The organism is Thauera mechernichensis, from assembly GCF_029588855.1.
Taxonomy (GTDB): domain Bacteria; phylum Pseudomonadota; class Gammaproteobacteria; order Burkholderiales; family Rhodocyclaceae; genus Thauera; species Thauera mechernichensis.
Genome location: NZ_JARQZE010000007.1, coordinates 98,565 through 119,629 on the forward strand (window position 1 = coordinate 98,565; position 21,065 = coordinate 119,629).

A 21,065-nucleotide genomic window follows, 5' to 3' on the forward strand; every position below is an offset into this window, starting at 1 on the left:
AACCCCCAATGCACGCTCTGCAACAGATCATCGACGACGCCTTCGAAAACCGCGCCAGCCTTTCGCCCACCTCCGCTCCGGCCGAGATCCGTGACGCGGTCGAGCAGGTGATCGCAGGCCTCGATGCCGGCACCCTGCGCGTGGCCGAGAAGAAGGATGGCCAGTGGGTGGTCAACCAGTGGATCAAGAAGGCGGTGCTCATTTCCTTCCGCCTGCGCGACAACGAAGTGGTGCAGGCCGGCGGCCTCAACTTCTTCGACAAGGTCGCGACCAAGTTTGGCGACTACACGCCGGATCAGTTCCGCGATGGCGGCTTCCGCGTCGTTCCCCCGGCCGTGGCCCGCAAGGGCAGCTTCATCGGCAAGAACGTGGTGCTGATGCCCTCGTACGTGAATATCGGCGCCTACGTCGACGAAGGCACGATGGTCGACACCTGGGCAACCGTCGGTTCGTGCGCGCAGATCGGCAAGAATGTGCACCTGTCAGGCGGCGTCGGTATCGGTGGCGTGCTCGAACCGGTGCAAGCCGGCCCGGTGATCATCGAGGACAACGTTTTCGTAGGCGCCCGCTCCGAGGTCGTGGAAGGCGTCATCATCGAGGAGAACGCCGTGCTGTCGATGGGCGTGTACATCGGCCAGAGCACCAAGATCTATGATCGCGAGACCGGCACCGTCACCTACGGCCGTGTACCGGCCGGCGCGGTGGTCGTTCCGGGCAGCCTGCCCTCGGCATGCGGCAAGTACAGCCTGTACTGCGCGGTGATCGTCAAGAAGGTGGATGCCCAGACGCGCGCCAAGACTGCCATCAACGAACTGCTGCGCGGAGCGTAAGCCGCACATCGCAGCCGGGGGCTGCGTGCCCCCACGCACAACATTCGCAGGAGTCCGGAGCCATGATTTTCGACAGCCTTTTCCAGCTCATGGCCGAAAAGAAGGCCTCGGACATCTTCATCACCGCAGGCGCCCCGATCCACATCAAGATCCAGGGCCACACCATGCCGATCAACCAGCAGGTCATGGACCCGCTGATGATCCAGCGCATCATCCAGGAGGCGATCACCCCTTCGCAGATCGCCGCGCTCGAGCGCGACCGGGAACTCAACCTCTCGTTCGGGCGCCGGGACCTGGGCAACTTCCGTATCAACGTCTTCTGGCAGCGCAATTCGATGGCGATCGTCGTGCGCTACATCCAGAGCGACATCCCGGAAGTCCAGTCACTCGGCCTGCCTGCGGTGCTGACCGAGGTGGTGATGGACAAGCGCGGCCTGATCCTCGTGGTCGGCGCCACCGGTTCGGGCAAATCGACCACGCTGGCGTCGATGCTCGACCACCGCAACCGCAACCGCAGTGGCCACATCCTCACGGTCGAGGACCCCATCGAGTACCTGTTCAAGCATCGCAAGTCGGTGGTCAATCAGCGCGAGGTCGGGATCGATACGCTGAGTTGGAACGAAGCTCTGCGCAACGCGATGCGCCAGGCCCCTGACTGCATCCTGATCGGCGAGATTCGCGACCGCGAGACCATGCAGGCCGCCATATCGTACGCACAGACAGGCCACCTATGCCTGGCGACCCTGCACGCGAACAACGCGTACCACGCGCTCAACCGCATCGTGAACTTCTTCCCGATCGAGAACCGCCAGCTCCTTTACCTCGATCTTGCCGTCGCGCTGCGCTGCATCGTCTCCCAGCGCCTCGTGCGCAAGCCTGACGGCAAACGCGTACCCGCGGTCGAGATCCTGATGAACACGCGCCACATCAGCGAGCTGATCGAGCGCGGCGAGCTCAACGGCATCAAGGAGGCCATGGAGCAATCCCTGGCGCCAAGCTCGCAGACCTTCGAGCAGGCGCTGTACCAGCTCTACACCGAAAAGACGATCACCCTGGAGGAGGCACTCGCCAATGCCGACTCGCCAACCAACCTCCACTGGCTGATCAACAATGCCCAGATCAACGAACCCGAGTCGCCCTCGTTGAAGAGCGCGCGCGAAGGCAAGGCGCTGGACTTCGAGGGCATCAACGAAGAGGGAGCGTCCTTCAAGGAATTCACCCTCGACATGAGCAACAACTGAGCGTCAGGGGCGCGGCATGCCGCGCCACCGCGCCATACTCCCCCAACCGACTCTTCACATGCACGCCAACCATACCCCGACGCTCACCCTCGCCTGCGAGCTCATCGCCCGTCCCTCGGTCACCCCTGAGGACGCCGGCTGCCTCGACCTCATCTCCGCACGCCTGCAGGCGCTGGGTTTTACCTGCGAACGCATCGACACCGGTGGGGTGTCGAACCTGTGGGCGCGCCGCGGCAGCCAGGCACCGGTGCTATGCCTCGCCGGCCACACCGACGTGGTGCCGCCCGGCCCTGCCGCAGCCTGGGATACGCCCCCGTTCGAGCCGAACCTGCGCGACGGCCTTCTTTACGGGCGTGGCGCTGCGGACATGAAGACCTCGCTCGCTGCTTTCGTAACCGCAATCGAACGCTTCGTCAGCGCCTGCCCTGATCATGAAGGCAGCATCGCGCTGCTGCTGACCTCGGACGAGGAAGGGGTCGCCACCCATGGCACGGTCAAGGTGGTGGAGGCATTGGCAGCCCGCGGCGAGCGCATCGACTACTGCATCGTCGGGGAGCCGACCTCGGTCAGCACGCTTGGCGACATGATCAAGAACGGCCGCCGTGGCTCGCTCTCGGGCTCGCTTCGCGTCAAGGGGCTGCAAGGGCATGTAGCCTACCCGCAGCTCGCACGCAATCCCATTCACCTCTTCGCCCCGGCACTGGCCGAACTCGCCGCCATCCGCTGGGACGAGGGCAACGAGTTCTTCCCGCCGACCACCTGGCAGGTGTCGAACATCCACGCCGGCACGGGTGCCAACAACGTGATTCCGGGCGTGTGCGAGGTGTTGTTCAACTTCCGCTTCGGCTCGGTGTCGACTGCGGACGATCTCAAGCGTCGCACCTGCGAGATCCTCGACCGCCATGGCCTCGACTACGAGATCGACTGGCATCTGTCCGGCAAGCCCTTCATCACTGGCCGAGGGCAGCTAGTAAGGGCACTGTCGGCTGCCATCCACGACACCGTCGGCGTCACCACCGAGCTGTCGACCACCGGCGGCACGTCGGACGGCCGCTTCATTGCCGATATCTGCCCAGAGGTGGTCGAGTTCGGGCCGGTCAACGCCACCATTCACAAGATCAATGAGTGCGTCGCCATCGACGCGGTCGAACCGTTGTCCGCGATCTACGAACGCACGCTTGCTGCCCTGCTCCAGCCCGCGGGCTGACTCCTATCGGGCACGACCAACCTCTTCGCCGGAAAAACCATGCAAGACAATCACTTCGAGCAAGCGCAGGACGAACATGATCATGAGCACGACCATGGCCACGAACATGGACCGCTCGCCGAGCTCGTCACCGTGCGCGACTGGCTGCGCTATGCCGTGACGCGCTTCAACCGTGCCGGCATCTTCTGCGGCCATGGCGTTTCCGACACCTACGACGAGGCGGTCTGGCTCATCCTCGGTACGCTCGCGCTACCGCTGAACAGGCTCGAACCCTTTCTCGATGCGTGCATACCGAGCGAGGAGCGCATTTCAGTGCTCGAAGCCATCGAACAACGCGCGGACGAGCGCATCCCCACGGCTTACATTCTTGGCGAAGCCTGGCTGGGTGACTTCCGTTTCACCGTCGATCCGCGCGTCATCGTGCCGCGTTCGTTCTTTGCCGAGTTGCTTGAAGATGGGCTCGCCCCCTGGATCGAGGAGCCCGAAGCGGTGCACAGCGCACTCGACATGTGCACCGGATCGGCGTGCCTGGCCATCCTGATGGCTCATGCGTTCCCCAACGCGGACATCACCGGGGCGGACCTGTCCGAGGATGCGCTTGAACTGGCGCATCTGAACGTGAACGACTATGGTCTGAGCGAGAGGGTCGAGCTTGTCCATAGCGACGTGTTCTCCGGACTTGAAGGTCGCAGCTTCGATCTGATCCTGAGCAATCCACCTTACGTCACGGCCGAATCTATGGACGAACTGCCTGCGGAGTATCTCCACGAGCCGCAGATGGCCCTCGCCGCGGGCGAAGACGGGCTGGATGTCGTGCGTACCCTGCTCGCTCAGGCACGCGATCACCTCAATCCGAATGGCATCCTCGCTGTAGAAGTCGGGCATAATCGCCACCTCGTCGAAGACGCCTTCCCCGACCTGCCCTTTACCTGGCTGTCGACCGCTGGCGGGGATGACTCGATCTTCCTGCTTCGCAGGGAGGACCTCTAGATCGCCTTGCCCGGTTCGAGATCGGGCGGGCATGAGCCACAAGGAATCCAACATGGCAACTGCGCGCCCCATCCTGCTTGTCGAAGACAACCCCGACGACGAGACCCTGACCTTGCGCGCATTGGGTAAGAACCAGATAGAAGCGCCTGTCGTGGTCGCACACGATGGCGTCGAGGCCGTGGATTACCTTTTCGGTCTCGAGGCCAATGGCAGTCGCCACGCGAATCCGCTGCCCGTCGTCGTCCTGCTTGACCTGAAGCTTCCCCGCATCGACGGGCTGGAGGTGCTGCGCCGGATCCGCGCCGACGAGCGCACAGCCACCTTGCCAGTGGTCGTGCTGACCACCTCCTGTGAGAGCCTGGACCTGCGCCAGGCCTATAGCCTGGGCGCCAACAGCTACATCCGCAAACCCGTGGATTTCGAACGCTTCGAGCGCGCCATCGGCCTCATTGGCCATTACTGGCTGGACCTGAACGAGACCACTGACAGCGCGGCACGCAGCGCCTACTGAGGCGCTGTCGCGCGCGCACTCAAGCGAGCTCGTCGATCCAGGCCTGCTGAATGCCTTCGAGGATGCGCTCGCCACAGCGCTTGGGGTCGCCGTCGAACTCCGGCAAGGCCAGCACCCAGTTCATCAGATCGACGAAGTTCACCCGCGTCGGGTCAACATCGGGGTGAGCGTCGGCAAGCTGAATGGCGATTTCTTCCACCTCGGTCCACTTCATGTCAGTGCTTTCCTTCGCGAGCCATGTTGATCGTATAGCGGGGAATCTCGACCACGAGCGCAGCCTCGCCGACCACGGCCTGGCATGACAGGCGGGATTGCGGCTCGAGGCCCCAGGCCTTGTCGAGCAGGTCCTCCTCGTCTTCGGTTGCCTCGTTCAGCGATTCGAAGCCCTCGCGCACGATGACATGACAGGTCGTGCAAGCACAGGACTTCTCGCACGCGTGCTCGATGTCGATACCGTGCCCCAGCAGGCTGTCGCAAACGGTTGTGCCGGGAGTCGCTTCGATCACACTGCCGTCGGGGCAGAGTTCGACGTGAGGTAGGACGATGATCTGGGTCATGATGTGTTCGGATCAGAGTTCGAGTTCGTCGACCTTGTGGCCGGCGAGCGCAGTGCGGATGCTGTTGTCCATGCGGCGTGCAGCAAAGTCGTCGGTGGCGCGCGCGAGAGCGTCGATACTCGCCTTGATCGCACGATGGTCGTCGCCGGCAAGCAAGGCGCGCAGGTTAACGATCGCGGTCAGGATGGCGTCACGTTCGTGCACTGCCAGCAGCCCGCCATCCTTGTCCAGCGCGTGTTCGGTCGCCTCGATCACACGCTCTGCCTCGACCTGTTGCTCGCGCAGCGCGCGCGCGCGCATGTCTTCGCCCGCGTGCTCGACACCCGATCTCAGCATGCCAGCGATCTCCTCGTCGGACAGCCCGTAGGATGGCTTGACGAGTACGCTTGCCTCGACGCCCGAGGACATCTCGCGCGCGGACACCGACAGCAGACCATCCGCATCAACCTGGAAGCTGACACGAATACGGGCTGCGCCCGCCACCATCGGTGGGATGCCGCGCAGTTCGAAGCGAGCGAGCGAGCGGCAGTCGGCGACGAGCTCGCGCTCGCCCTGGACGACATGGAAAGCCATCGCGGTCTGGCCGTCCTTGAAGGTGGTGAATTCCTGCGCGCGAGCGCTGGGGAGCGTCGAATTGCGCGGAATGACCTTCTCGACCAGCCCTCCCATGGTCTCCAGACCGAGCGAAAGGGGAATGACATCGAGCAGCAACCAGTCGTCCTCCGCCGCACGGTTGCCGGCAAGCACGTTCGCCTGCATCGCGGCGCCCAGCGCGACGACCTTGTCGGGGTCCAGATTGGTGAGCGGCTCCTGGCCGAAGTAGCGCGCCACGGCGCGCTGGATGTGGGGCATGCGGGTGGCGCCGCCGACCATGACCACACCCTTGACTTCGTCCGGAGCGAGCCCCGCGTCACGCAAGGCCTTGCGCACCGGACCCAAGGTCTTCTGCACGAGGGGCTGGGTCATTTCCGCGAACTCGTCGCGGCTGACGACAAGATCCACCTCCTCGCCCGAGGCCAGCCTGACGTGGACGGGTGCCTGCTCGCAGGCGGTGAGAAGCTCCTTCGCCTCGCGCGCCTTCATCTGCAGACGACGTGCATCCTCGAGCGAAGGCGGCGAGATGCGCGCCTTGTCGAGAATCCAGCAGAACAGACGGTGGTCGAAGTCATCGCCGCCCAGGGCCGCATCGCCGTTGGTCGACAACACCTCGAAGACGCCGCGCGAGAGCTTGAGGATGGACAGGTCGAATGTGCCGCCGCCGAGGTCATAGACCGCATAGACGCCTTCGGCAGCATTGTCCAGGCCATATGCAACTGCCGCGGCAGTGGGCTCGTTGAGCAGGCGCAACACGTCGATCCCGGCCAGGCGCGCAGCATCCTTGGTCGCCTGGCGCTGTGCATCGTCGAAATAGGCCGGCACCGTGATGACCGCACCTACGAGCGGCCCGCCAAGGCTGGCTTCCGCACGCTCGCGCAACCGACGCAGGATCTCGGCCGAAACCTCGACCGGGCTCTTGACGCCTTGCACGGTCCTCAGGCGCACCATGCCGGGGCTGTCCTCGAAGTCGTAAGGCATGGCTTCGATGTGCGCAACATCCTTGAGACCACGACCCATGAAGCGCTTGAACGAGACGATCGTGTTACGAGGATCGACCGCCTGGGCTTCGAGCGCAGCCCGGCCGACCTCAAGACTGCCGTCGCTGCGGTAACGGACCGCCGAAGGCAGCATCGTCCGCCCACTCTCATCGGGCAGGCACACGGCAATCCCGTTACGGACGGTCGCAACGAGCGAATTGGTGGTACCGAGGTCGATGCCTACCGCGAGCCGGTGCTTGTGCGGCTCGGGAGACATGCCGGGTTCAGCGATCTGCAACAGGGCCATCAGCTAGTTTCCGTGCGTTCTTTTCAGTTCTCGAGGGCGATCAGCGCCTCGTCGATTTCTTGCTGGAGCTTGTCGATGAACATGAGCCGGCGCACGGTGTCGGCCGCTCCTTCGAAGTCGTGATCGTCGTCGAGTTGTTGGGCGAGTTGCGCGCGCACTTCGCGCGCATGGGCGAGCAGGCGCCGATGCAAGTCCTCGAGTTCGCTGATCTCGGCGGCCGCCCGCGCCTCCTCGACCGCCTCGCGCCACTCCATCTGCTCCATCAGGAACGCCGGCGACATGGCGGTATTGGTCTCGAGCGCTGTATCGACGCCAGCCAGCTCAAGCAGGTACTGAGCGCGTGCAAGCGGCTTGCGCAAAGTGCGGAAGCCCTCGTTCACCCGCGTCGCCCACTGCATGGACAGCCGTTTCTCGAGGTCGGACAGGTGGGCGTGGCGATCAGGGTGCACCTGAGCCTGCAGGCCATGCCACGCCTGCTCGAGCGCGGTTTCGTCGAGCTTGAAACGGCGCGGCAGGCCGAACAGGGCGAAAAAGTCCTGCGTAAGGTCGATGCTCATCGTGTGCGGCTCAGACGTTGAAGCTCTCGCCGCAGCCGCACTGGTCCTTGACGTTCGGGTTGTTGAACTTGAAGCCTTCGTTGAGCCCTTCCTTCACGAAGTCCAGCTCGGTGCCTTCAAGATAGGCCAGGCTCTTGGGGTCGACCACAACCTTGACGCCATGGCTCTCGAAGACGAGGTCCTCGTCCTCGGTACCGTCGACAAACTCGAGCTTGTAGGCCATGCCCGAGCAGCCGGAGGTCTTCACGCCGAGCCGGATGCCGACACCCTTGCCACGCTTGGCAATGAAGTTCGACACGTGACGAGCAGCGGATTCTGACAGCGTTACGCCCATGGTTCCTCCTGTGTTCGTAGACAAGCTCAGGCTTCGTGCTTCTTCTTGTAGTCGGCAACCGCCGCCTTGATCGCATCCTCAGCGAGGATGGAGCAATGGATCTTGACCGGCGGCAGGGCGAGCTCTTCGGCAATTTCGGTGTTCTTGATCTCGAGCGCCTGGTCCAGGGTCTTGCCCTTGACCCACTCGGTCACCAGCGAACTCGACGCAATTGCCGAGCCGCAGCCGTATGTCTTGAACTTGGCGTCCTCGATGACGCCGTCCTTGCCAACCTTGATCTGCAGCTTCATCACGTCGCCACAGGCCGGCGCGCCCACCATGCCGGTGGCCACGCCCTCCTCGTCCTTGCCGAAGGAGCCGACATTGCGGGGGTTTTCGTAGTGGTCGAGGACCTTTTCACTGTAGGCCATGTTCTTTCTCCGTCAGGGGATATCTACTTTATTCCGACCGCGGCCATCTGCCGCGGCGCTTTCGAGTTTCAGCTTCGTTCGAGCCGTGTTCGCAGCGATCTCAGTGCGCGGCCCACTGCACGGTGTCGAGGTCAACGCCATCCTTGTACATCTCCCACAGCGGCGACAGCTCGCGCAGCTTGCCGATCTTGCGACGCAGCAGGTCGATGGCGTAGTCCACCTCTTCTTCCGTGGTGAAGCGCCCGATCGAGAAACGAATGGAGCTGTGGGCAAGCTCGTCATTGCGCCCCAATGCGCGCAGCACGTAGGAGGGCTCCAGGCTCGCCGAGGTGCAGGCCGAACCGGAGGACACGGCGATCTCCTTGATGGCCATGATCAGCGACTCGCCCTCGACGTAGGCGAAGGAAATATTGAGGTTGTGCGGAACGCGCTGCTCGAGGTCGCCGTTGACATAGGTTGCCTCGATGTCCGTGAGCCCGGCCAGCAACTTGTCGCGCAAGCGGCGGATGCGCTCGTTCTCCACACCCATCTCCTCGCGCGCAAGACGGAAGGCTTCGCCCATGCCGACGATCTGATGCGTGGCCAGGGTGCCCGAGCGCAGGCCGCGCTCATGGCCGCCGCCGTGCATCTGCGCCTCCAGGCGCACACGCGGCTTGCGCCGAACATAGAGCGCGCCAATGCCCTTGGGACCGTAAGTCTTGTGGGCACTGAAGCTCATCAGGTCCACCTTGAGCGCAGCAAGGTCGATCCCGATCTTGCCCGTCGCCTGCGCGGCGTCCACATGGAAGACGATACCCTTCTCGCGGCACAGCTCACCGATCTCCGCGATCGGCTGGATGACACCGACCTCGTTGTTCACAAACATCACCGAGATCACGATGGTGTCGGGACGAATCGCAGCCTTGAGGGCCTCCAGATCGACAAGGCCATTCTCCTGCACGTCGAGATAAGTCGCCTCGAAGCCTTCGCGCTCGAGTTCGCGCACGGTGTCGAGCACGGCCTTGTGTTCGGTCTTGAGGGTGATGACGTGCTTGCCCTTGCCCTTGTAGAAGTGCGCAGCACCCTTGATGGCCAGGTTGTTCGACTCCGTCGCACCCGAGGTCCAGATGATCTCCTTGGGGTCGGCATTGACCAGCGCGGCGACCTGCTCGCGCGCCGTCTCGACGGCCTCCTCCGCAGCCCAGCCGTAGGCGTGGGAGCGGCTGGCCGGGTTGCCGAAGTGCTCGGTAAGCCAGGGAATCATCTGTTCCGCCACTCGGGGATCCACCGGGGTCGTGGCCGAGTAGTCGAGGTAGATCGGGAACTTCATTCAGTCTCTCCGCAGAGTCGTTGTTCGAGTATTGGGTGTCGTGCCGGGCAGTCGCGGTCAGGCTGCAACCGAGGCCAGATTCCTGAGATTGTCGGTCACACCTGCAAGCGCGCCCAGGAAAGCGCGCACCTGCTCCGCCGTCGTGTCGCGACCGAGGCTGATACGCACCGCCGCTCGCGCCAGGCCGCGCTCCACACCCATCGCCAACAGTGTGTGAGAGGGCTCGGGATTGGCGCTTGAGCAGGCCGAACCGCTTGCGCAGGCAAAGCCCGCACGATCGAGCTTGGCAACCAGGGTTTCGCCGTCGATCTGACCGATGGCAAAGAAAACGGTATTCGGCAGCCTCGGGGCCTGAGCCGAGAAGATCGATGCACCGCACTGCAGCAGCCCACGCTCGAGTTCTTCACGCAGCGCGCCAAGCCGCTGCGCTTCTTGCGCCTGGGCCGCCCGCGCACGCTCACAGGCCACTCCGAAGCCCACGATCGCGGCCACGTTCTCGGTGCCCGAGCGCAATCCGCGCTCCTGGCCGCCGCCTGCGATCAGGGGCGTGAGCTCGACCCGCTTGTCGACGATCAAGGCTCCCGCCCCGAGCGGGCCGCCGATCTTGTGCGCCGACAGGCTCAGCGCATGCACGCCGAGCGTACGGAAATCGACTTCAAGCTTGCCCACGGCCTGTACCGCATCGGTATGAACCCATGCGCCCACGGTGCGGGCCTGCGCAGCAATGCGTGCAAGGTCCTGCACGACACCGGTCTCGTTGTTGGCCATCATCACCGAGACAAGGCGCGGCCGGTCTGCCAGCACTGCTTGCCAGGAGGCTTCATCGACCAGCCCCTGCGCATCCACGCCGATCTCGCGCAGCGCCCATCCACCACGCTGCAACTGGCGAGCTGGCTCGCGTACGCAAGGGTGCTCGATGGCACTGATCGCAAGCAGCGCCGGCTTGAACACTCCCGCCGCGCCCTTGAGGAAGAGGTTGTTGGCTTCCGAGCCACCGCTGGTAAAGACCACCTCGGTAGCATGCGCACCGACCGCCGATGCCACGCGCACCCGCGCCTCGTCTATCGCGGCGCGCGCCTGGCGGCCGTACTCATGCCGGCTCGATGCATTGCCGAAGCGCGCCTGCTCACCCACACCCAGCCAGGGCAGCATCGCCTCGCGCACGACGTCATCGAGCGGCGTGGTGGCGTTCCAGTCGAGATAGACCGGTGCGAAACTCATCGACGAACTCTCAGGCAACCGCGCTTGCATGCAGCGCAAGCGTAGCGCGACGGCGGATGTTCTTGAGCACTGCCATGTCGGCATCAGGGCGCACCTGACGATTCACCAAGGCCTCGAGCGTGACCGAGTCGAGATAGGCGTACATGCGCTTATTGAGGTTGGCCCACAGGTCGTGCGTCATGCAGCGATGCGCATCATGGCAATTTTCCTTGCCGCCACACTGGGTGGCATCGAGCGGCTCGTCCACGGCGATGATGATGTCGGCCACGGTAATGGCGTCCATCTCGCGCGCAAGCCGGTAGCCGCCACCGGGGCCGCGGACGCTACTGACGATCTGATGCCGGCGCAGCTTGCCGAACAACTGTTCGAGGTAGGAAAGCGAGATGTGCTGACGCTCTGCGATTCCGGCGAGCGTAACCGGCCCCTCGGCCTGGCGCGAGGCCAGATCGATCATTGCCGTCACGGCGAAACGTCCCTTGGTCGTCAATCTCATGTCGGCTCCTGGATGTCCAACGGCCCCGCTGCGACTGCATGAATGCCGCGCACTGCGAATACCTTAACGTTTCGGTCGACTATACGTATCCCGACAAAAACGGTCAACTACTCGCCAGCCAGGCTACGAGGCCTTGTACGCTCAGTCCACCATCCTCGACAAACGGCTCGCGTCGAAGTCATCGGCCCGCTCGACCGCTTCGTCAAGCTTCACCCCGGCCGCCTCCAGCCTGGCGATGATGGCCTGCAGTCGCCTGTCGGTTTCCACCGAGTGATCCAGCAACCCGTGCAGCGCCTTGGACACTGGATCATCCATGTCGCGTGTCACGCCGTAGGCACTGAAACCCATCTGCTCGGCCTTGTTCTCGCGCGCGGCATCACGCTCGGGATCGATCAGGCGCGCAGGATTGCCCACTGCCGTCACGCCCGCCGGAACGGGCTTGACGACTACTGCGTTGGAGCCAACCTTGGCACCATCGCCCACGGTAAAACCGCCAAGCACTTTTGCACCGGCACCGATCACGACGCCCTTGCCAAGCGTCGGGTGACGCTTGGCGCCGCGGTAGAGCGAGGTTCCGCCCAAGGTCACGCCCTGGTAGATCGTGCAGTCGTCACCGATCTCCGCAGTCTCGCCGATCACCACACCCATGCCGTGATCAATGAAGACGCGACGCCCGATCACTGCGCCGGGATGAATCTCGATACCGGTCAGAAATCGCCCGATGTGGCTGATGAAGCGCCCCAGCCAATGCCATTCCCGCGTCCACGCGGCGTGCGCAAGACGATGGAACATCAACGCATGGATGCCCGGATAACACGTAAGCACCTCCAAGGTCGAACGTGCGGCGGGGTCGCGCTCACGGACACTGGCGAGGTCTTCACGCAGGCGGCTGAACATTTTCGAGAAACACTCCGGATAGGATTGCGGCCGGGAAGGCACGGAACCAATTCCCGACTATTTTAATCGACTTTAGGCGATGAATTCAAAGCCTGGTCATCGGGGGCGAGTTGCGACGCCTGGACAGGCGCGCGCGACTGCGCCCAAGCCTAGCCACGTCGCCGGGGCTGCTCGAAAGTCGTCAGCATCCCGCGCAGGATGGCCACCTCCTCACGCTCGAGACGGACGCGATTGAACAGGCGGCGGATGCGCGGCAGCAGGCGCTTGGGGTTGGCCGGGTCATGAAAGCCGCTTGCCGTCACCGCGCGCTCGAGGTGGGCCATGAAGCCCTCGAAATCGGCGTGGGTTGCGGGCTCGCCAAAGGTGTCGGGCTCAAGCACGGCCTCGGCACCGATCGCCGCCATTCTCAACTCATACGCCAGCACCTGTACCGCGGCCCCCAGGTTCAACGAAGAGAAGTCGGGATTGGTGGGAATGGTCACCGGCAGGCTGCACAACCCCACCTCCTCGTTGGTCAGGCCACTGGTCTCGTTACCAAAGACGAGCGCCACCGGTCCGTCGGCGCAGCGCCCGACGATCTCAAGCGCCGCGTCGCGAGCCTGCATGCGCGGCAAGGACAGCTCCCGCCGACGCGCGGTGAGCGCTGCCGAGAAGACGGTGTCGGCAAGTGCGTCCTGCAAGCAGTCCACTACCCGCGCCGTCGCCAGGATGTCGCCGGCGCCGGATGCGCGCGCGCTCGCGACCTCGTCGGGAAAGGACTCCGGCGCCACCAGCCACAACTCGTGCAAGCCCATCACTTTCATCGCGCGGGCGGCGGCACCGATGTTTCCGGGGTGCGTGGTGCGCGACAACACGATACGGATGCGGTCAAGCGCAAGTGGGCGATTCATATTAAAATTCTGTGTTTTCCGAGTTCTGCCGGTCAGCCCGACTGACGCGGCGCGCGCCAGGCGCGCTACCGCAATGAAGGCCCCGCATTCTTTAACCGAGACCGCTTCGCATGCATCCCACCCTGAACATCGCCGTCAAGGCCGCCCGTCGCGCAGCGACCGTCATCAATCGCGCCTCGACCCAGCTCGAACTGCTGGCAGTGCAGTCCAAGTCGCCGAACGACTTCGTTACCGAGGTCGACCACGCTGCCGAAAAAGCCATCATCGAGGTGCTGCGCGACGCCTTTCCAGGGCACGGGATTCTAGCAGAGGAGTCGGGTGAGTCCGGCCCCCTCAATGGTCAGGAGAGCGAGTTCAACTGGATCATCGATCCGCTCGACGGCACGACCAACTTCATCCATGGCTTCCCGCAATACGCGGTGTCGATCGCACAGACCAAAAATGGCGTGCTCGAACACGCGGTGATCTACGACCCGAACACCAACGAGATGTTCACTGCCTCGCGCGGCAGCGGCGCCTTCCTCAACGATCGCCGCATTCGCGTGTCGCGACGTGCGCGCCTGAATGAAGCACTCATCGGCACGGGCTTCCCGTTCCGCAAGTTCGACCAGATCGACGCCTACCTGGCGATGTTCAAGGAGCTTACCCAGAAGACAGCGGGTATCCGCCGCCCGGGCGCAGCTGCGCTCGACCTCGCCTATGTCGCCGCCGGACGCCTGGACGGCTTCTGGGAGATGGGCCTGTCGCCGTGGGACATGGCAGCCGGCGCGCTGATCATCCAGGAAGCTGGCGGCCTGGTCTCGGACCTCTCGGGCGAAGGCAACTTCCTCACCACCGGCAACGTCGTCGCCGGCACACCGAAGATCTTCGGCCAGCTGCTGCCGATCATCCAGGCCTACCGACCGGCCAGCATGCAGGCCTGAGGTTTCGCTAAGCCCCGGGGATGCGCAAGGTGAGCGTATCCCCGCGCTGGGTGAATTCGAGGTGGCGCAACACCGACATCCCGAGCAGGATCTCTGCTCCCTGCATCCCGGGGTTTAGATGGCCGCTCACGTTACGTACCTCGAAGGGCCCGAGCGCCAGGGTGTCGATGCGGGTCTGGTGCACGGTGACGTTGCCATTTGCGGTAATCACCGAGCCCGCGGCGCCGGGCCGCAGCCCGAGCTGGGGGCCAAGATGGGCGGGCACCGATACCTGGGTCGCACCGGTATCGAGCAGAAAAACCACCGGCTGGCCGTTGATCTCGCCTGGCGCCAGGTAGTGGCCGAAGCGGTTGCGCTTGAGCACCAGCTCTTGCGCCCCCTGAGTGACGACCAGGTTGCGGTTTGGATTGTCGCGGCGCTCAAGCACCGAATCGAAACTCACCCAGCCCAGCGCCAGAAAGGCGAGCGTGGCCAGCACGCCAAGCTTGCGGCCAAGGCTGCGGGTTTCCTGATCGCGGTCGTTCATGGCTGTCTCCCCTGGGGGCGGTATTCGATCTGTCCGGGGCGATAATCTCGCCCTCACTCACGACAATACAGCGCGCAAGAGGTTTCTGTTGGCAGCACGCACTCCCATCGATTCGACCACCCACGCCGGCGCAGCATTGAGCGAAGCGGAAATCGCCGCCCACACTCCCATGATGCAGCAGTATCTGCGCATCAAGGCCCAGCACCCGCGCACCCTGCTCTTCTACCGCATGGGCGACTTCTACGAGCTCTTCTTCGAAGATGCCGAGAAGGCAGCACGGCTGCTCGACATCACCCTCACCACACGCGGGCAGTCCAGCGGCAAGCCGATCCGCATGGCGGGCGTGCCCTTTCATGCCGTCGAGCAGTACCTCGCCCGCCTGGTCAAGCTGGGCGAGTCGGTGGTGATTGCCGAGCAGGTCGGCGAGCCGGGCACGACCAAGGGGCCGATGGAGCGTGCGGTGAGCCGCATCGTCACGCCGGGAACGCTGACAGACGCCGCCTTGCTCGACGACCGCCGCGACGCCCTGCTGCTGGCGGCGAACATGCATCGCGGCGTGCTCGGCCTGGCCTGGCTCAACCTCGCCAATGGCGATTTTCGCCTCATGCAATGCCCGTCGGACGCGCTGCAGGCGCAGTTCGAGCGCCTGCGCCCGGCCGAGGTCCTGGTGCCGGACGGGCTCGCCCTGCCGCTCCTGGACAACCTGGCACCGGCGCTGCGCAGGCTCGCCGACTGGCAGTTCGACGCCGACACCGGGACACGTCTGCTCACCGGCCATTTCGGTACGCGCGATCTCGTCGGCTTCGGCGTCGAAGACCTGCCGGTGGCGCTCGGCGCCGCATCCGCGCTCTACGACTACGCCCAGGCCACTCAGCGCCAGACCCTGGCCCACGTCACCGGTCTCACGGTCGAGCGCGAGTCCGAATACCTGCGCCTGGACGCCGCCACCCGGCGCAACCTGGAACTGACCGAGACCCTGCGCGGCGAGGCGGCCCCCACACTGCTCTCGCTGCTCGATACCTGCATCACCAGCATGGGCTCGCGCTGGCTGCGCCACGCCCTGCACCACCCACTGCGTGAGCGCAGCGTGCCGACGGCGCGCCACGCGGCCGTGGCCGAACTCATCGGCGAGGCCGCCGCCTACGGCATCGACGGCCGTGACGGGCGGCGGGCGGCCAACGTGCGCGGCGCGCTGCGCGGCGTCGCGGACGTCGACCGCATCACCGCCCGCATCGCCTTGCGCAGCGCGCGCCCGCGCGACCTCTCGGCGCTGCGCGACAGTCTCGCGCGCCTGCCCGAACTGGACAGCGCGCTTCACGCGTGCGAAGCAGCGCTGCTGCTCGAAATTCGCGCTGCGCTCGACATCGCCCCCGAGCCGCTCGCCCTGCTGCGCCAGGCCATCGCCGATGAGCCTGCAGCCATGGTGCGTGACGGCGGCGTGATCGCGTCCGGCTACGATGCCGAGCTCGACGAGTTGCGCGCCATCCAGACCAACTGCGGCGAGTTCCTGCTCGCGCTCGAAACGCGGGAGCGCGAGCGCACCGGCATCAGCGGTCTCAAGGTCGAGTTCAACAGGGTGCATGGCTTCTACATCGAGGTGAGCCGCGCCAACGCCGACAAGGTGCCGGACGACTATCGCCGTCGCCAGACGCTGAAGAACGCCGAGCGCTACATCACCCCCGAGCTGAAGGCCTTCGAGGACAAGGCCCTGTCGGCGCAGGAGCGCGCGCTGGCGCGCGAAAAACTGCTCTACGACACCATCCTCGACGCCCTGGCCGCGCACATCCCCAGCCTGCAGCGCATCGCCCGCGCACTTGCCACGCTCGATGCGCTCGCGGCCTTCGCCGATGCCGCACTGCGCCATGCCTACGTGCAGCCGAGTTTCGTGGACACGCCGGGGCTCGACATCGTCGGCGGCCGCCATCCGGTGGTCGAGCGCCAGGTGGACGACTTCATCCGCAACGACGCGCGGTTGTCGCCGACGCGACGCATGCTGATGATCACCGGCCCCAACATGGGCGGCAAATCGACCTTCATGCGCCAGGTGGCACTCATAAGCCTGCTCGCCCATGTCGGCAGCTTCGTGCCTGCGCAGTCCGCCACGCTCGGCCCGCTCGACGCCATCTTCACCCGCATCGGCGCCTCGGACGACCTCGCCTCGGGGCGCTCCACCTTCATGGTCGAGATGACCGAGGCCGCCGCCATCCTGCATGGCGCGACGGAACACAGCCTGGTGCTGATGGACGAAATCGGTCGCGGCACCTCCACCTTCGACGGCCTGGCGCTGGCCTTCTCGATCGCCCGCCACCTGCTCGAGAAAAACCGCAGCCTGAGCCTGTTCGCGACCCATTACTTCGAACTCACCCGCCTCAACCTCGATTACCCCGAGTGCGCCAACGTGCACCTGGATGCCGTCGAGCACGGTCACCGTATCGTGTTCCTGCACGCGCTCGAGGAGGGGCCGGCGAGCCAGAGCTACGGGATCGAGGTTGCCGCGCTTGCCGGCATTCCCGCAGCCGTCATCCGCGACGCCAAGCGCAGGCTGCGCATGCTCGAGAACCAGGCCGTGGATAGCGGCCCCCAGGCTGACCTGTTCACGTCGCTACCCGAGCCCGAACAGGACGTACCGATGTCACACCCGGTGCTGAGCGAACTTGCCGATATCGACCCCGACGCGCTGAGCCCGCGCGAGGCACTTGAGCGCCTCTACGCCCTCAAGCGCCTGGCCGCTAGCTGAGGCGCACAGAGGCACACATGAACCCACCTATCGAAGTCTCGGAAGAGGCCGGCGTGCGCTACCTGCACTTCGGCTCGGAATGGGTCCAGGGTGCGATGCGCATCCGCAAGCCCAATGCGCTCGAACTCGCATACACACGCGAAATGATGGCTGGGCTGCTGCTGCGCGACGGTCTCGCCGAGGATGGTGCGAGCTGGCCGCGACGCGTCCTCATCATCGGCCTGGGCGCAGCCTCGCTTGCCAAGTACGTATTTCACACCTTGCCCCAGGCGCGCATTCAGGTGGTTGAGATCGCACCGGCCGTGGTCGCCGCCGCGCGCCAGTTCTTCCGTCTGCCGCCCGAAGACATACGCTTTTCGATCCATGTCGGCTGTGGCGCTCAGTATGTGCTCGAGCGCGAGCAGAAATGGGACTACGTCCTCGTCGATGGCTTCGACCGCAATGCGCGCGCTGGCGTGCTCGATACCCAGGCGTTCCACGAGGCGGTGCGTTCACGCCTGTCTGAACATGGCTTGATGGCGGTAAACCTGTTCGGCCGCGCCCGCGGCTACAAGGCAGCGCTGGAGCGCATCAACCGCGCATTCGACGCCCGCTGCCTCGCCTTTCCGTCCTGCGACAGCGGCAACGTCGTCGCCTATGGTGCCGCAGGCGAGCCGATCGAGCGCAGCGTGGCCGAACTGCGCGAACGCGCGGGCTGGCTCAAAGCCCGCACCGGACTGGACCTTGGCCCCACGGTTACGCGACTGGAGCAGTCGGGGACGCTGCCGGGAGGGCGCGTCGAACTTTGATTGCTACGGAACCGAGCGTCGCGACCTGGATCAGAACCGCAGATGCCCGCGCTCGGAATAGTCAGAACTCACCCGCGCGCGGTATTCTTCGGGTGTGAACGGGGCTCGCAGCGAGCCCGCAAGATGGAGTCAGCATCAACATGAGCACCTTTCTGATCACCCTGATCGTCGTCGCCATCGTCATCGCCGCAATGGCGATCGGCGTCATGTTCGGACGCAAGCCGATCGCCGGCAGCTGTGGCGGCATCGGCTCACTCGGACTGGATTGCGAGTTCGGCTGCAAGAAGCCGTGCTCCAAGCGCCAGGCCCGCATGGAGGCCGCCAAGGCCGAACAACAACATTAAAACCCGGGAGACACCATGCTCAGTTCCCTGCTCGTCAAGGATTACATGATTGGCGATCACCTCGCCTTCGGCGCCCACACCGACCTGTTGAAAGCGGTCCATACCTTGCTCGAGCACCGCTTGAGCGGCGCTCCGGTGGTTGACGAGAACAACCGTCTGATCGGTTTTCTTTCCGAAAAGGACTGCCTCAAGGCGGCGCTCGACGCTTCCTACTTCCGCCGCGAAGCAGGCACGGTGCAGGAGTTCATGAGCAAGGACGTCGTTGCCATCTCGAGCGACGCAAGCGTGATCGACGCCATCGAGATGTTCCTTGGCGAACCCTGCCGCTGCCTGCCCGTGGTCGAGGGTTCGCGCCTGATCGGCCAGATTTCCCGTAGCGACATCCTCAAGGGACTGGAGCAACTGCGCCGCGACGGTCACTGAGACTCCACGGGCCGGGCTCAGCCCGGCGCGGGGGGCTCCTGTGCGGGCGGCAACCACAGGCAGAGCCCCTTGTTTGCCTTGGCGATGTCGGCCAGCATCGCCTCATGCGCGCCAAGCTCAGCAGCATCGGCGCGCACGACGACGATGCTGGCGCGCTCGCGCGGAGCCGCGCCGTCGTCGGCAGCGCCCGGGAGTGGCTCGTCGTCGAGGCCTATCATCAGGCTCTCCTGGCCACGCGTCATCGCCAGATAGACTTCTGCCAGCAGCTCCGCGTCCAGCAAGGCGCCGTGCAATTCGCGATGGCCGTTGTCGATTTCGTAGCGGTCGCACAAGGCATCCAGCGACGCCTTCTTTCCTGGATTCTGCTCCTTGGCCATGCGCAGCGTGTCGATCACCCCAGCGCACAGGGTGTCGAGCCGGCCGCGCCCAAGCAACTGCAGTTCGTTGTCGAGAAAGCCGACGTCGAAGCTCGCGTTGTGGATCACCAGTTCAGCGTCACGCACGAAGGCCTCGAAGTCATCGACGATCTCGGCAAAGCGCGGCTTGTCGGCGAGAAACTCTTCAGTAATGCCGTGTACCGCGACGGCCTCGGCATCGATGCTGCGGCCGGGATTGATATACACATGGAAATGGCGACCGGTCAGGCTGCGGTTGAGCAGCTCGACGCAGCCGATCTCGATTACCCGGTCACCGTTGCGCCAATCCAGGCCGGTGGTTTCGGTATCGAGCATGATCTGTCGCATCTTTGATTCCTGGCGGCCTGCGGCCGCGTCATGAGTTGTCGATGAAGGGGAGCGTCAGCCGTGCACGGCCCCGCCCGCCTTGCGCACGGCATCCACGCCTTGGCGCGCCAGCGCATCGGCGCGTTCGTTCTCCGGGTGGCCGGAGTGTCCGCGCACCCAGAGCCACTTCACCTGATGGCGGGCAGCGGCCTCGTCAAGCGCCCGCCAGAGGTCCGCATTCTTGACCGGCTCCTTCGATGCCGTCTTCCAGCCGCGCGCCTTCCAGCCGTGGATCCACTCGGAGATGCCCTTCTGCACATACTGGCTGTCTGTATGCACGCGGGCCGATACCGGGCGTTTGAGCGCCTCGAGCGCCCGGATCACTGCGAGTAGTTCCATCCGGTTATTGGTGGTGGCGGGCTCGCCGCCCCACAGTTCCTTCTCATGCGCGCCAGCGCGCAGGATTGCGCCCCAGCCGCCTGGCCCCGGATTGCCGCTGCAGGCCCCGTCCGTGTAGATATCCACTTCTTCCATTACTGCGTTGTCCTCGCTCCGGCATCGCGCTGAGCGACCGGAGACAATCGTTTAGAAGCCGACTTGCGCTCGCGCCAGTGAGGCGTGATCAGGCGCATTCCCTGCACCCGCTTCACCCCGTGCAATAGATAGGCGGCGCCCAGCACCGGCCACCACCGCGCCCCCGCCCGGTCCAGGAACTGCCAGCGCTGCAGCCAGCGCTCGCTGCTCACCGGCGGCGCATGGCAACCGAAACGGCTGCCCTGCACCTCGAAACCGAGCAGACTCATCCAGTCACGGATCCGCATTACCGTGCGGTACTGCCCGCACCAGGGCGGTTTCGAGCCACGTCCTGCGAGCAGGCGGCGCACACCCCACAGGCTCAACGGACTCAGGCCGCTAATCACCACGCTGCCTTCGGCGACAAGCACACGCTCGACCTCACGCAAAACCCGATGCGGGTGAGCAGAGAATTCGAGCACGTGCGGCAACAGCACAAGATCCACGCTTGCCGATGCGAATGGCAGTTCGAATTCGTTTGCCATCGCATCGCCGCCGGGTGCACGTGCACAGGTAAAACGATGCGGCATGCGATTGGCCCGCAGCAGGTCAAATCCGGGCAGACCGATCTGGACAGCGTTGTAGCCGAAGATGTCCGCGACCATGCTGTCCAGGACGTCCTGCTCCCAAGTCAGAAGGTAGTGCCCCTGGGGGGTGTGCAGCCAATCCTTGAGGTCGAGCATTGACATCGCCACTCAGGT

The 21,065-nt window shown here is 64.7% G+C and carries 25 protein-coding genes; 10 read left to right on the forward strand and 15 right to left on the reverse strand.

Translation table 11 applies throughout. The features are described from left to right. Nucleotides 1-8: 8 nt before the first annotated feature. The 5 genes from dapD to P7F68_RS11610 all read left to right on the forward strand — a co-directional run bounded on the left by dapD (nucleotide 9) and on the right by P7F68_RS11610 (nucleotide 4,779). Entirely contained in the window at nucleotides 9-830 is an 822-nt protein-coding gene (dapD, locus tag P7F68_RS11590; protein WP_002932427.1) for a 2,3,4,5-tetrahydropyridine-2,6-dicarboxylate N-succinyltransferase, read from the forward strand. Between the two features lie 62 nt (nucleotides 831-892). Then, nucleotides 893-2,071, forward strand: a complete 1,179-nt coding sequence (locus P7F68_RS11595; protein WP_002932431.1) for a PilT/PilU family type 4a pilus ATPase — start codon at nucleotides 893-895, stop codon at nucleotides 2,069-2,071. Nucleotides 2,072-2,129: 58 nt separating this feature from the next. Then, the gene (gene dapE, locus P7F68_RS11600; RefSeq protein ID WP_277833246.1) at nucleotides 2,130-3,278 is read left to right on the forward strand and encodes a succinyl-diaminopimelate desuccinylase; all 1,149 of its coding nucleotides are present in this window, start codon (nucleotides 2,130-2,132) and stop codon (nucleotides 3,276-3,278) included. Nucleotides 3,279-3,317: 39 nt separating this feature from the next. Continuing rightward, nucleotides 3,318-4,268 (forward strand): 50S ribosomal protein L3 N(5)-glutamine methyltransferase, encoded by a 951-nt coding sequence (prmB, locus tag P7F68_RS11605; protein WP_277833248.1) that lies wholly within the window; start codon nucleotides 3,318-3,320, stop codon nucleotides 4,266-4,268. Between the two features lie 52 nt (nucleotides 4,269-4,320). Next, nucleotides 4,321-4,779 carry a response regulator gene (locus P7F68_RS11610; RefSeq protein ID WP_002932438.1) on the forward strand — a complete coding sequence of 153 codons (459 nt, stop codon included), beginning with the start codon at nucleotides 4,321-4,323 and terminating at the stop codon, nucleotides 4,777-4,779. Between the two features lie 19 nt (nucleotides 4,780-4,798). Here the strand turns inward: P7F68_RS11610 and iscX are convergent, their stop codons facing one another. The 11 genes from iscX to P7F68_RS11665 form a co-directional block, all read right to left on the reverse strand. Further along, nucleotides 4,799-4,993, reverse strand: a complete 195-nt coding sequence (gene iscX, locus P7F68_RS11615; protein ID WP_277833250.1) for a Fe-S cluster assembly protein IscX — start codon at nucleotides 4,991-4,993, stop codon at nucleotides 4,799-4,801. Between the two features lies 1 nt (nucleotide 4,994). Then, nucleotides 4,995-5,336 (reverse strand): ISC system 2Fe-2S type ferredoxin, encoded by a 342-nt coding sequence (fdx, locus tag P7F68_RS11620; RefSeq protein ID WP_277833252.1) that lies wholly within the window; start codon nucleotides 5,334-5,336, stop codon nucleotides 4,995-4,997. Nucleotides 5,337-5,348: 12 nt separating this feature from the next. Further along, nucleotides 5,349-7,217, reverse strand: a complete 1,869-nt coding sequence (gene hscA / locus P7F68_RS11625) for a Fe-S protein assembly chaperone HscA (RefSeq protein WP_277833254.1) — start codon at nucleotides 7,215-7,217, stop codon at nucleotides 5,349-5,351. A 23-nt stretch (nucleotides 7,218-7,240) separates the two neighbouring features. Next, the gene (hscB, locus tag P7F68_RS11630; RefSeq protein WP_002937372.1) at nucleotides 7,241-7,774 is read right to left on the reverse strand and encodes a Fe-S protein assembly co-chaperone HscB; all 534 of its coding nucleotides are present in this window, start codon (nucleotides 7,772-7,774) and stop codon (nucleotides 7,241-7,243) included. Nucleotides 7,775-7,784: 10 nt separating this feature from the next. Continuing rightward, nucleotides 7,785-8,108, reverse strand: a complete 324-nt coding sequence (gene iscA / locus P7F68_RS11635; protein WP_002932457.1) for an iron-sulfur cluster assembly protein IscA — start codon at nucleotides 8,106-8,108, stop codon at nucleotides 7,785-7,787. Nucleotides 8,109-8,134: 26 nt separating this feature from the next. Next, on the reverse strand, nucleotides 8,135-8,518 hold the full coding sequence (gene iscU, locus P7F68_RS11640; protein ID WP_002932459.1) for a Fe-S cluster assembly scaffold IscU: 384 nt from the start codon (nucleotides 8,516-8,518) through the stop codon (nucleotides 8,135-8,137). Between the two features lie 100 nt (nucleotides 8,519-8,618). Continuing rightward, nucleotides 8,619-9,827, reverse strand: a complete 1,209-nt coding sequence (locus tag P7F68_RS11645) for an IscS subfamily cysteine desulfurase (protein ID WP_002937369.1) — start codon at nucleotides 9,825-9,827, stop codon at nucleotides 8,619-8,621. A 57-nt stretch (nucleotides 9,828-9,884) separates the two neighbouring features. After that, on the reverse strand, nucleotides 9,885-11,048 hold the full coding sequence (locus P7F68_RS11650) for a cysteine desulfurase family protein (RefSeq protein ID WP_277833259.1): 1,164 nt from the start codon (nucleotides 11,046-11,048) through the stop codon (nucleotides 9,885-9,887). Between the two features lie 10 nt (nucleotides 11,049-11,058). Next, nucleotides 11,059-11,541 (reverse strand): Fe-S cluster assembly transcriptional regulator IscR, encoded by a 483-nt coding sequence (gene iscR, locus P7F68_RS11655; protein WP_037982424.1) that lies wholly within the window; start codon nucleotides 11,539-11,541, stop codon nucleotides 11,059-11,061. A 141-nt stretch (nucleotides 11,542-11,682) separates the two neighbouring features. Further along, a complete protein-coding gene (gene cysE / locus P7F68_RS11660; RefSeq protein ID WP_002932476.1) occupies nucleotides 11,683-12,438 on the reverse strand; it encodes a serine O-acetyltransferase in 756 nt (251 codons plus the stop codon). A gap of 149 nt (nucleotides 12,439-12,587) precedes the next feature. Continuing rightward, nucleotides 12,588-13,328, reverse strand: coding sequence for an RNA methyltransferase (locus tag P7F68_RS11665; RefSeq protein WP_002937359.1), 741 nt, complete (start codon nucleotides 13,326-13,328; stop codon nucleotides 12,588-12,590). Nucleotides 13,329-13,438: 110 nt separating this feature from the next. Here P7F68_RS11665 and P7F68_RS11670 point away from each other — a divergent pair, with 110 nt between their 5' ends. Next, nucleotides 13,439-14,251 carry an inositol monophosphatase family protein gene (locus tag P7F68_RS11670; protein ID WP_002932481.1) on the forward strand — a complete coding sequence of 271 codons (813 nt, stop codon included), beginning with the start codon at nucleotides 13,439-13,441 and terminating at the stop codon, nucleotides 14,249-14,251. A gap of 7 nt (nucleotides 14,252-14,258) precedes the next feature. Here P7F68_RS11670 and P7F68_RS11675 read toward each other — a convergent pair whose 3' ends face one another. Further along, nucleotides 14,259-14,777, reverse strand: coding sequence for a retropepsin-like aspartic protease family protein (locus P7F68_RS11675; protein ID WP_002932483.1), 519 nt, complete (start codon nucleotides 14,775-14,777; stop codon nucleotides 14,259-14,261). A 172-nt stretch (nucleotides 14,778-14,949) separates the two neighbouring features. On the opposite strand from P7F68_RS11675, the gene mutS reads away from it, so the two are divergent. The 4 genes from mutS (at nucleotide 14,950) to P7F68_RS11695 (ending at nucleotide 19,069) form a co-directional block, all read left to right on the forward strand. Then, nucleotides 14,950-17,514 carry a DNA mismatch repair protein MutS gene (gene mutS, locus P7F68_RS11680; protein ID WP_422126333.1) on the forward strand — a complete coding sequence of 855 codons (2,565 nt, stop codon included), beginning with the start codon at nucleotides 14,950-14,952 and terminating at the stop codon, nucleotides 17,512-17,514. A gap of 17 nt (nucleotides 17,515-17,531) precedes the next feature. Continuing rightward, the gene (locus P7F68_RS11685; RefSeq protein ID WP_277833263.1) at nucleotides 17,532-18,302 is read left to right on the forward strand and encodes a fused MFS/spermidine synthase; all 771 of its coding nucleotides are present in this window, start codon (nucleotides 17,532-17,534) and stop codon (nucleotides 18,300-18,302) included. A gap of 140 nt (nucleotides 18,303-18,442) precedes the next feature. Further along, nucleotides 18,443-18,646, forward strand: a complete 204-nt coding sequence (nqrM, locus tag P7F68_RS11690) for a (Na+)-NQR maturation NqrM (protein WP_002929903.1) — start codon at nucleotides 18,443-18,445, stop codon at nucleotides 18,644-18,646. A gap of 15 nt (nucleotides 18,647-18,661) precedes the next feature. Then, complete coding sequence (locus tag P7F68_RS11695) at nucleotides 18,662-19,069, forward strand: CBS domain-containing protein (protein WP_002929900.1); 408 nt, start codon at nucleotides 18,662-18,664, stop codon at nucleotides 19,067-19,069. A 17-nt stretch (nucleotides 19,070-19,086) separates the two neighbouring features. Here P7F68_RS11695 and dnaQ read toward each other — a convergent pair whose 3' ends face one another. Genes dnaQ through P7F68_RS11710 form a run of 3 tightly spaced genes read right to left on the reverse strand, consistent with a single transcriptional unit; the run spans nucleotide 19,087 to nucleotide 21,053 of the window. Then, nucleotides 19,087-19,812: a DNA polymerase III subunit epsilon gene (dnaQ, locus tag P7F68_RS11700; RefSeq protein ID WP_002937249.1), complete on the reverse strand. Its 726-nt coding sequence runs from the start codon at nucleotides 19,810-19,812 to the stop codon at nucleotides 19,087-19,089. A gap of 54 nt (nucleotides 19,813-19,866) precedes the next feature. Next, on the reverse strand, nucleotides 19,867-20,325 hold the full coding sequence (rnhA, locus tag P7F68_RS11705; RefSeq protein ID WP_002929896.1) for a ribonuclease HI: 459 nt from the start codon (nucleotides 20,323-20,325) through the stop codon (nucleotides 19,867-19,869). Continuing rightward, nucleotides 20,325-21,053, reverse strand: a complete 729-nt coding sequence (locus P7F68_RS11710; protein ID WP_002929893.1) for a class I SAM-dependent methyltransferase — start codon at nucleotides 21,051-21,053, stop codon at nucleotides 20,325-20,327. Before P7F68_RS11710 ends, rnhA begins: the two co-directional genes overlap by 1 nt. Nucleotides 21,054-21,065: the final 12 nt, after the last annotated feature.

Coding starts and splice junctions, on each gene's coding strand:
- dapD (WP_002932427.1), top strand. CDS start 9: ATGCACGCTCTGCAACAGATCATCGACGACGCCTTCGAAAACCGCGCC.
- P7F68_RS11595 (WP_002932431.1), top strand. CDS start 893: ATGATTTTCGACAGCCTTTTCCAGCTCATGGCCGAAAAGAAGGCCTCG.
- dapE (WP_277833246.1), top strand. CDS start 2,130: ATGCACGCCAACCATACCCCGACGCTCACCCTCGCCTGCGAGCTCATC.
- prmB (WP_277833248.1), top strand. CDS start 3,318: ATGCAAGACAATCACTTCGAGCAAGCGCAGGACGAACATGATCATGAG.
- P7F68_RS11610 (WP_002932438.1), top strand. CDS start 4,321: ATGGCAACTGCGCGCCCCATCCTGCTTGTCGAAGACAACCCCGACGAC.
- iscX (WP_277833250.1), bottom strand. CDS start 4,993: ATGAAGTGGACCGAGGTGGAAGAAATCGCCATTCAGCTTGCCGACGCT.
- fdx (WP_277833252.1), bottom strand. CDS start 5,336: ATGACCCAGATCATCGTCCTACCTCACGTCGAACTCTGCCCCGACGGC.
- hscA (WP_277833254.1), bottom strand. CDS start 7,217: ATGGCCCTGTTGCAGATCGCTGAACCCGGCATGTCTCCCGAGCCGCAC.
- hscB (WP_002937372.1), bottom strand. CDS start 7,774: ATGAGCATCGACCTTACGCAGGACTTTTTCGCCCTGTTCGGCCTGCCG.
- iscA (WP_002932457.1), bottom strand. CDS start 8,108: ATGGGCGTAACGCTGTCAGAATCCGCTGCTCGTCACGTGTCGAACTTC.
- iscU (WP_002932459.1), bottom strand. CDS start 8,518: ATGGCCTACAGTGAAAAGGTCCTCGACCACTACGAAAACCCCCGCAAT.
- P7F68_RS11645 (WP_002937369.1), bottom strand. CDS start 9,827: ATGAAGTTCCCGATCTACCTCGACTACTCGGCCACGACCCCGGTGGAT.
- P7F68_RS11650 (WP_277833259.1), bottom strand. CDS start 11,048: ATGAGTTTCGCACCGGTCTATCTCGACTGGAACGCCACCACGCCGCTC.
- iscR (WP_037982424.1), bottom strand. CDS start 11,541: ATGAGATTGACGACCAAGGGACGTTTCGCCGTGACGGCAATGATCGAT.
- cysE (WP_002932476.1), bottom strand. CDS start 12,438: ATGTTCAGCCGCCTGCGTGAAGACCTCGCCAGTGTCCGTGAGCGCGAC.
- P7F68_RS11665 (WP_002937359.1), bottom strand. CDS start 13,328: ATGAATCGCCCACTTGCGCTTGACCGCATCCGTATCGTGTTGTCGCGC.
- P7F68_RS11670 (WP_002932481.1), top strand. CDS start 13,439: ATGCATCCCACCCTGAACATCGCCGTCAAGGCCGCCCGTCGCGCAGCG.
- P7F68_RS11675 (WP_002932483.1), bottom strand. CDS start 14,777: ATGAACGACCGCGATCAGGAAACCCGCAGCCTTGGCCGCAAGCTTGGC.
- mutS (WP_422126333.1), top strand. CDS start 14,950: ATGCAGCAGTATCTGCGCATCAAGGCCCAGCACCCGCGCACCCTGCTC.
- P7F68_RS11685 (WP_277833263.1), top strand. CDS start 17,532: ATGAACCCACCTATCGAAGTCTCGGAAGAGGCCGGCGTGCGCTACCTG.
- nqrM (WP_002929903.1), top strand. CDS start 18,443: ATGAGCACCTTTCTGATCACCCTGATCGTCGTCGCCATCGTCATCGCC.
- P7F68_RS11695 (WP_002929900.1), top strand. CDS start 18,662: ATGCTCAGTTCCCTGCTCGTCAAGGATTACATGATTGGCGATCACCTC.
- dnaQ (WP_002937249.1), bottom strand. CDS start 19,812: ATGCGACAGATCATGCTCGATACCGAAACCACCGGCCTGGATTGGCGC.
- rnhA (WP_002929896.1), bottom strand. CDS start 20,325: ATGGAAGAAGTGGATATCTACACGGACGGGGCCTGCAGCGGCAATCCG.
- P7F68_RS11710 (WP_002929893.1), bottom strand. CDS start 21,053: ATGTCAATGCTCGACCTCAAGGATTGGCTGCACACCCCCCAGGGGCAC.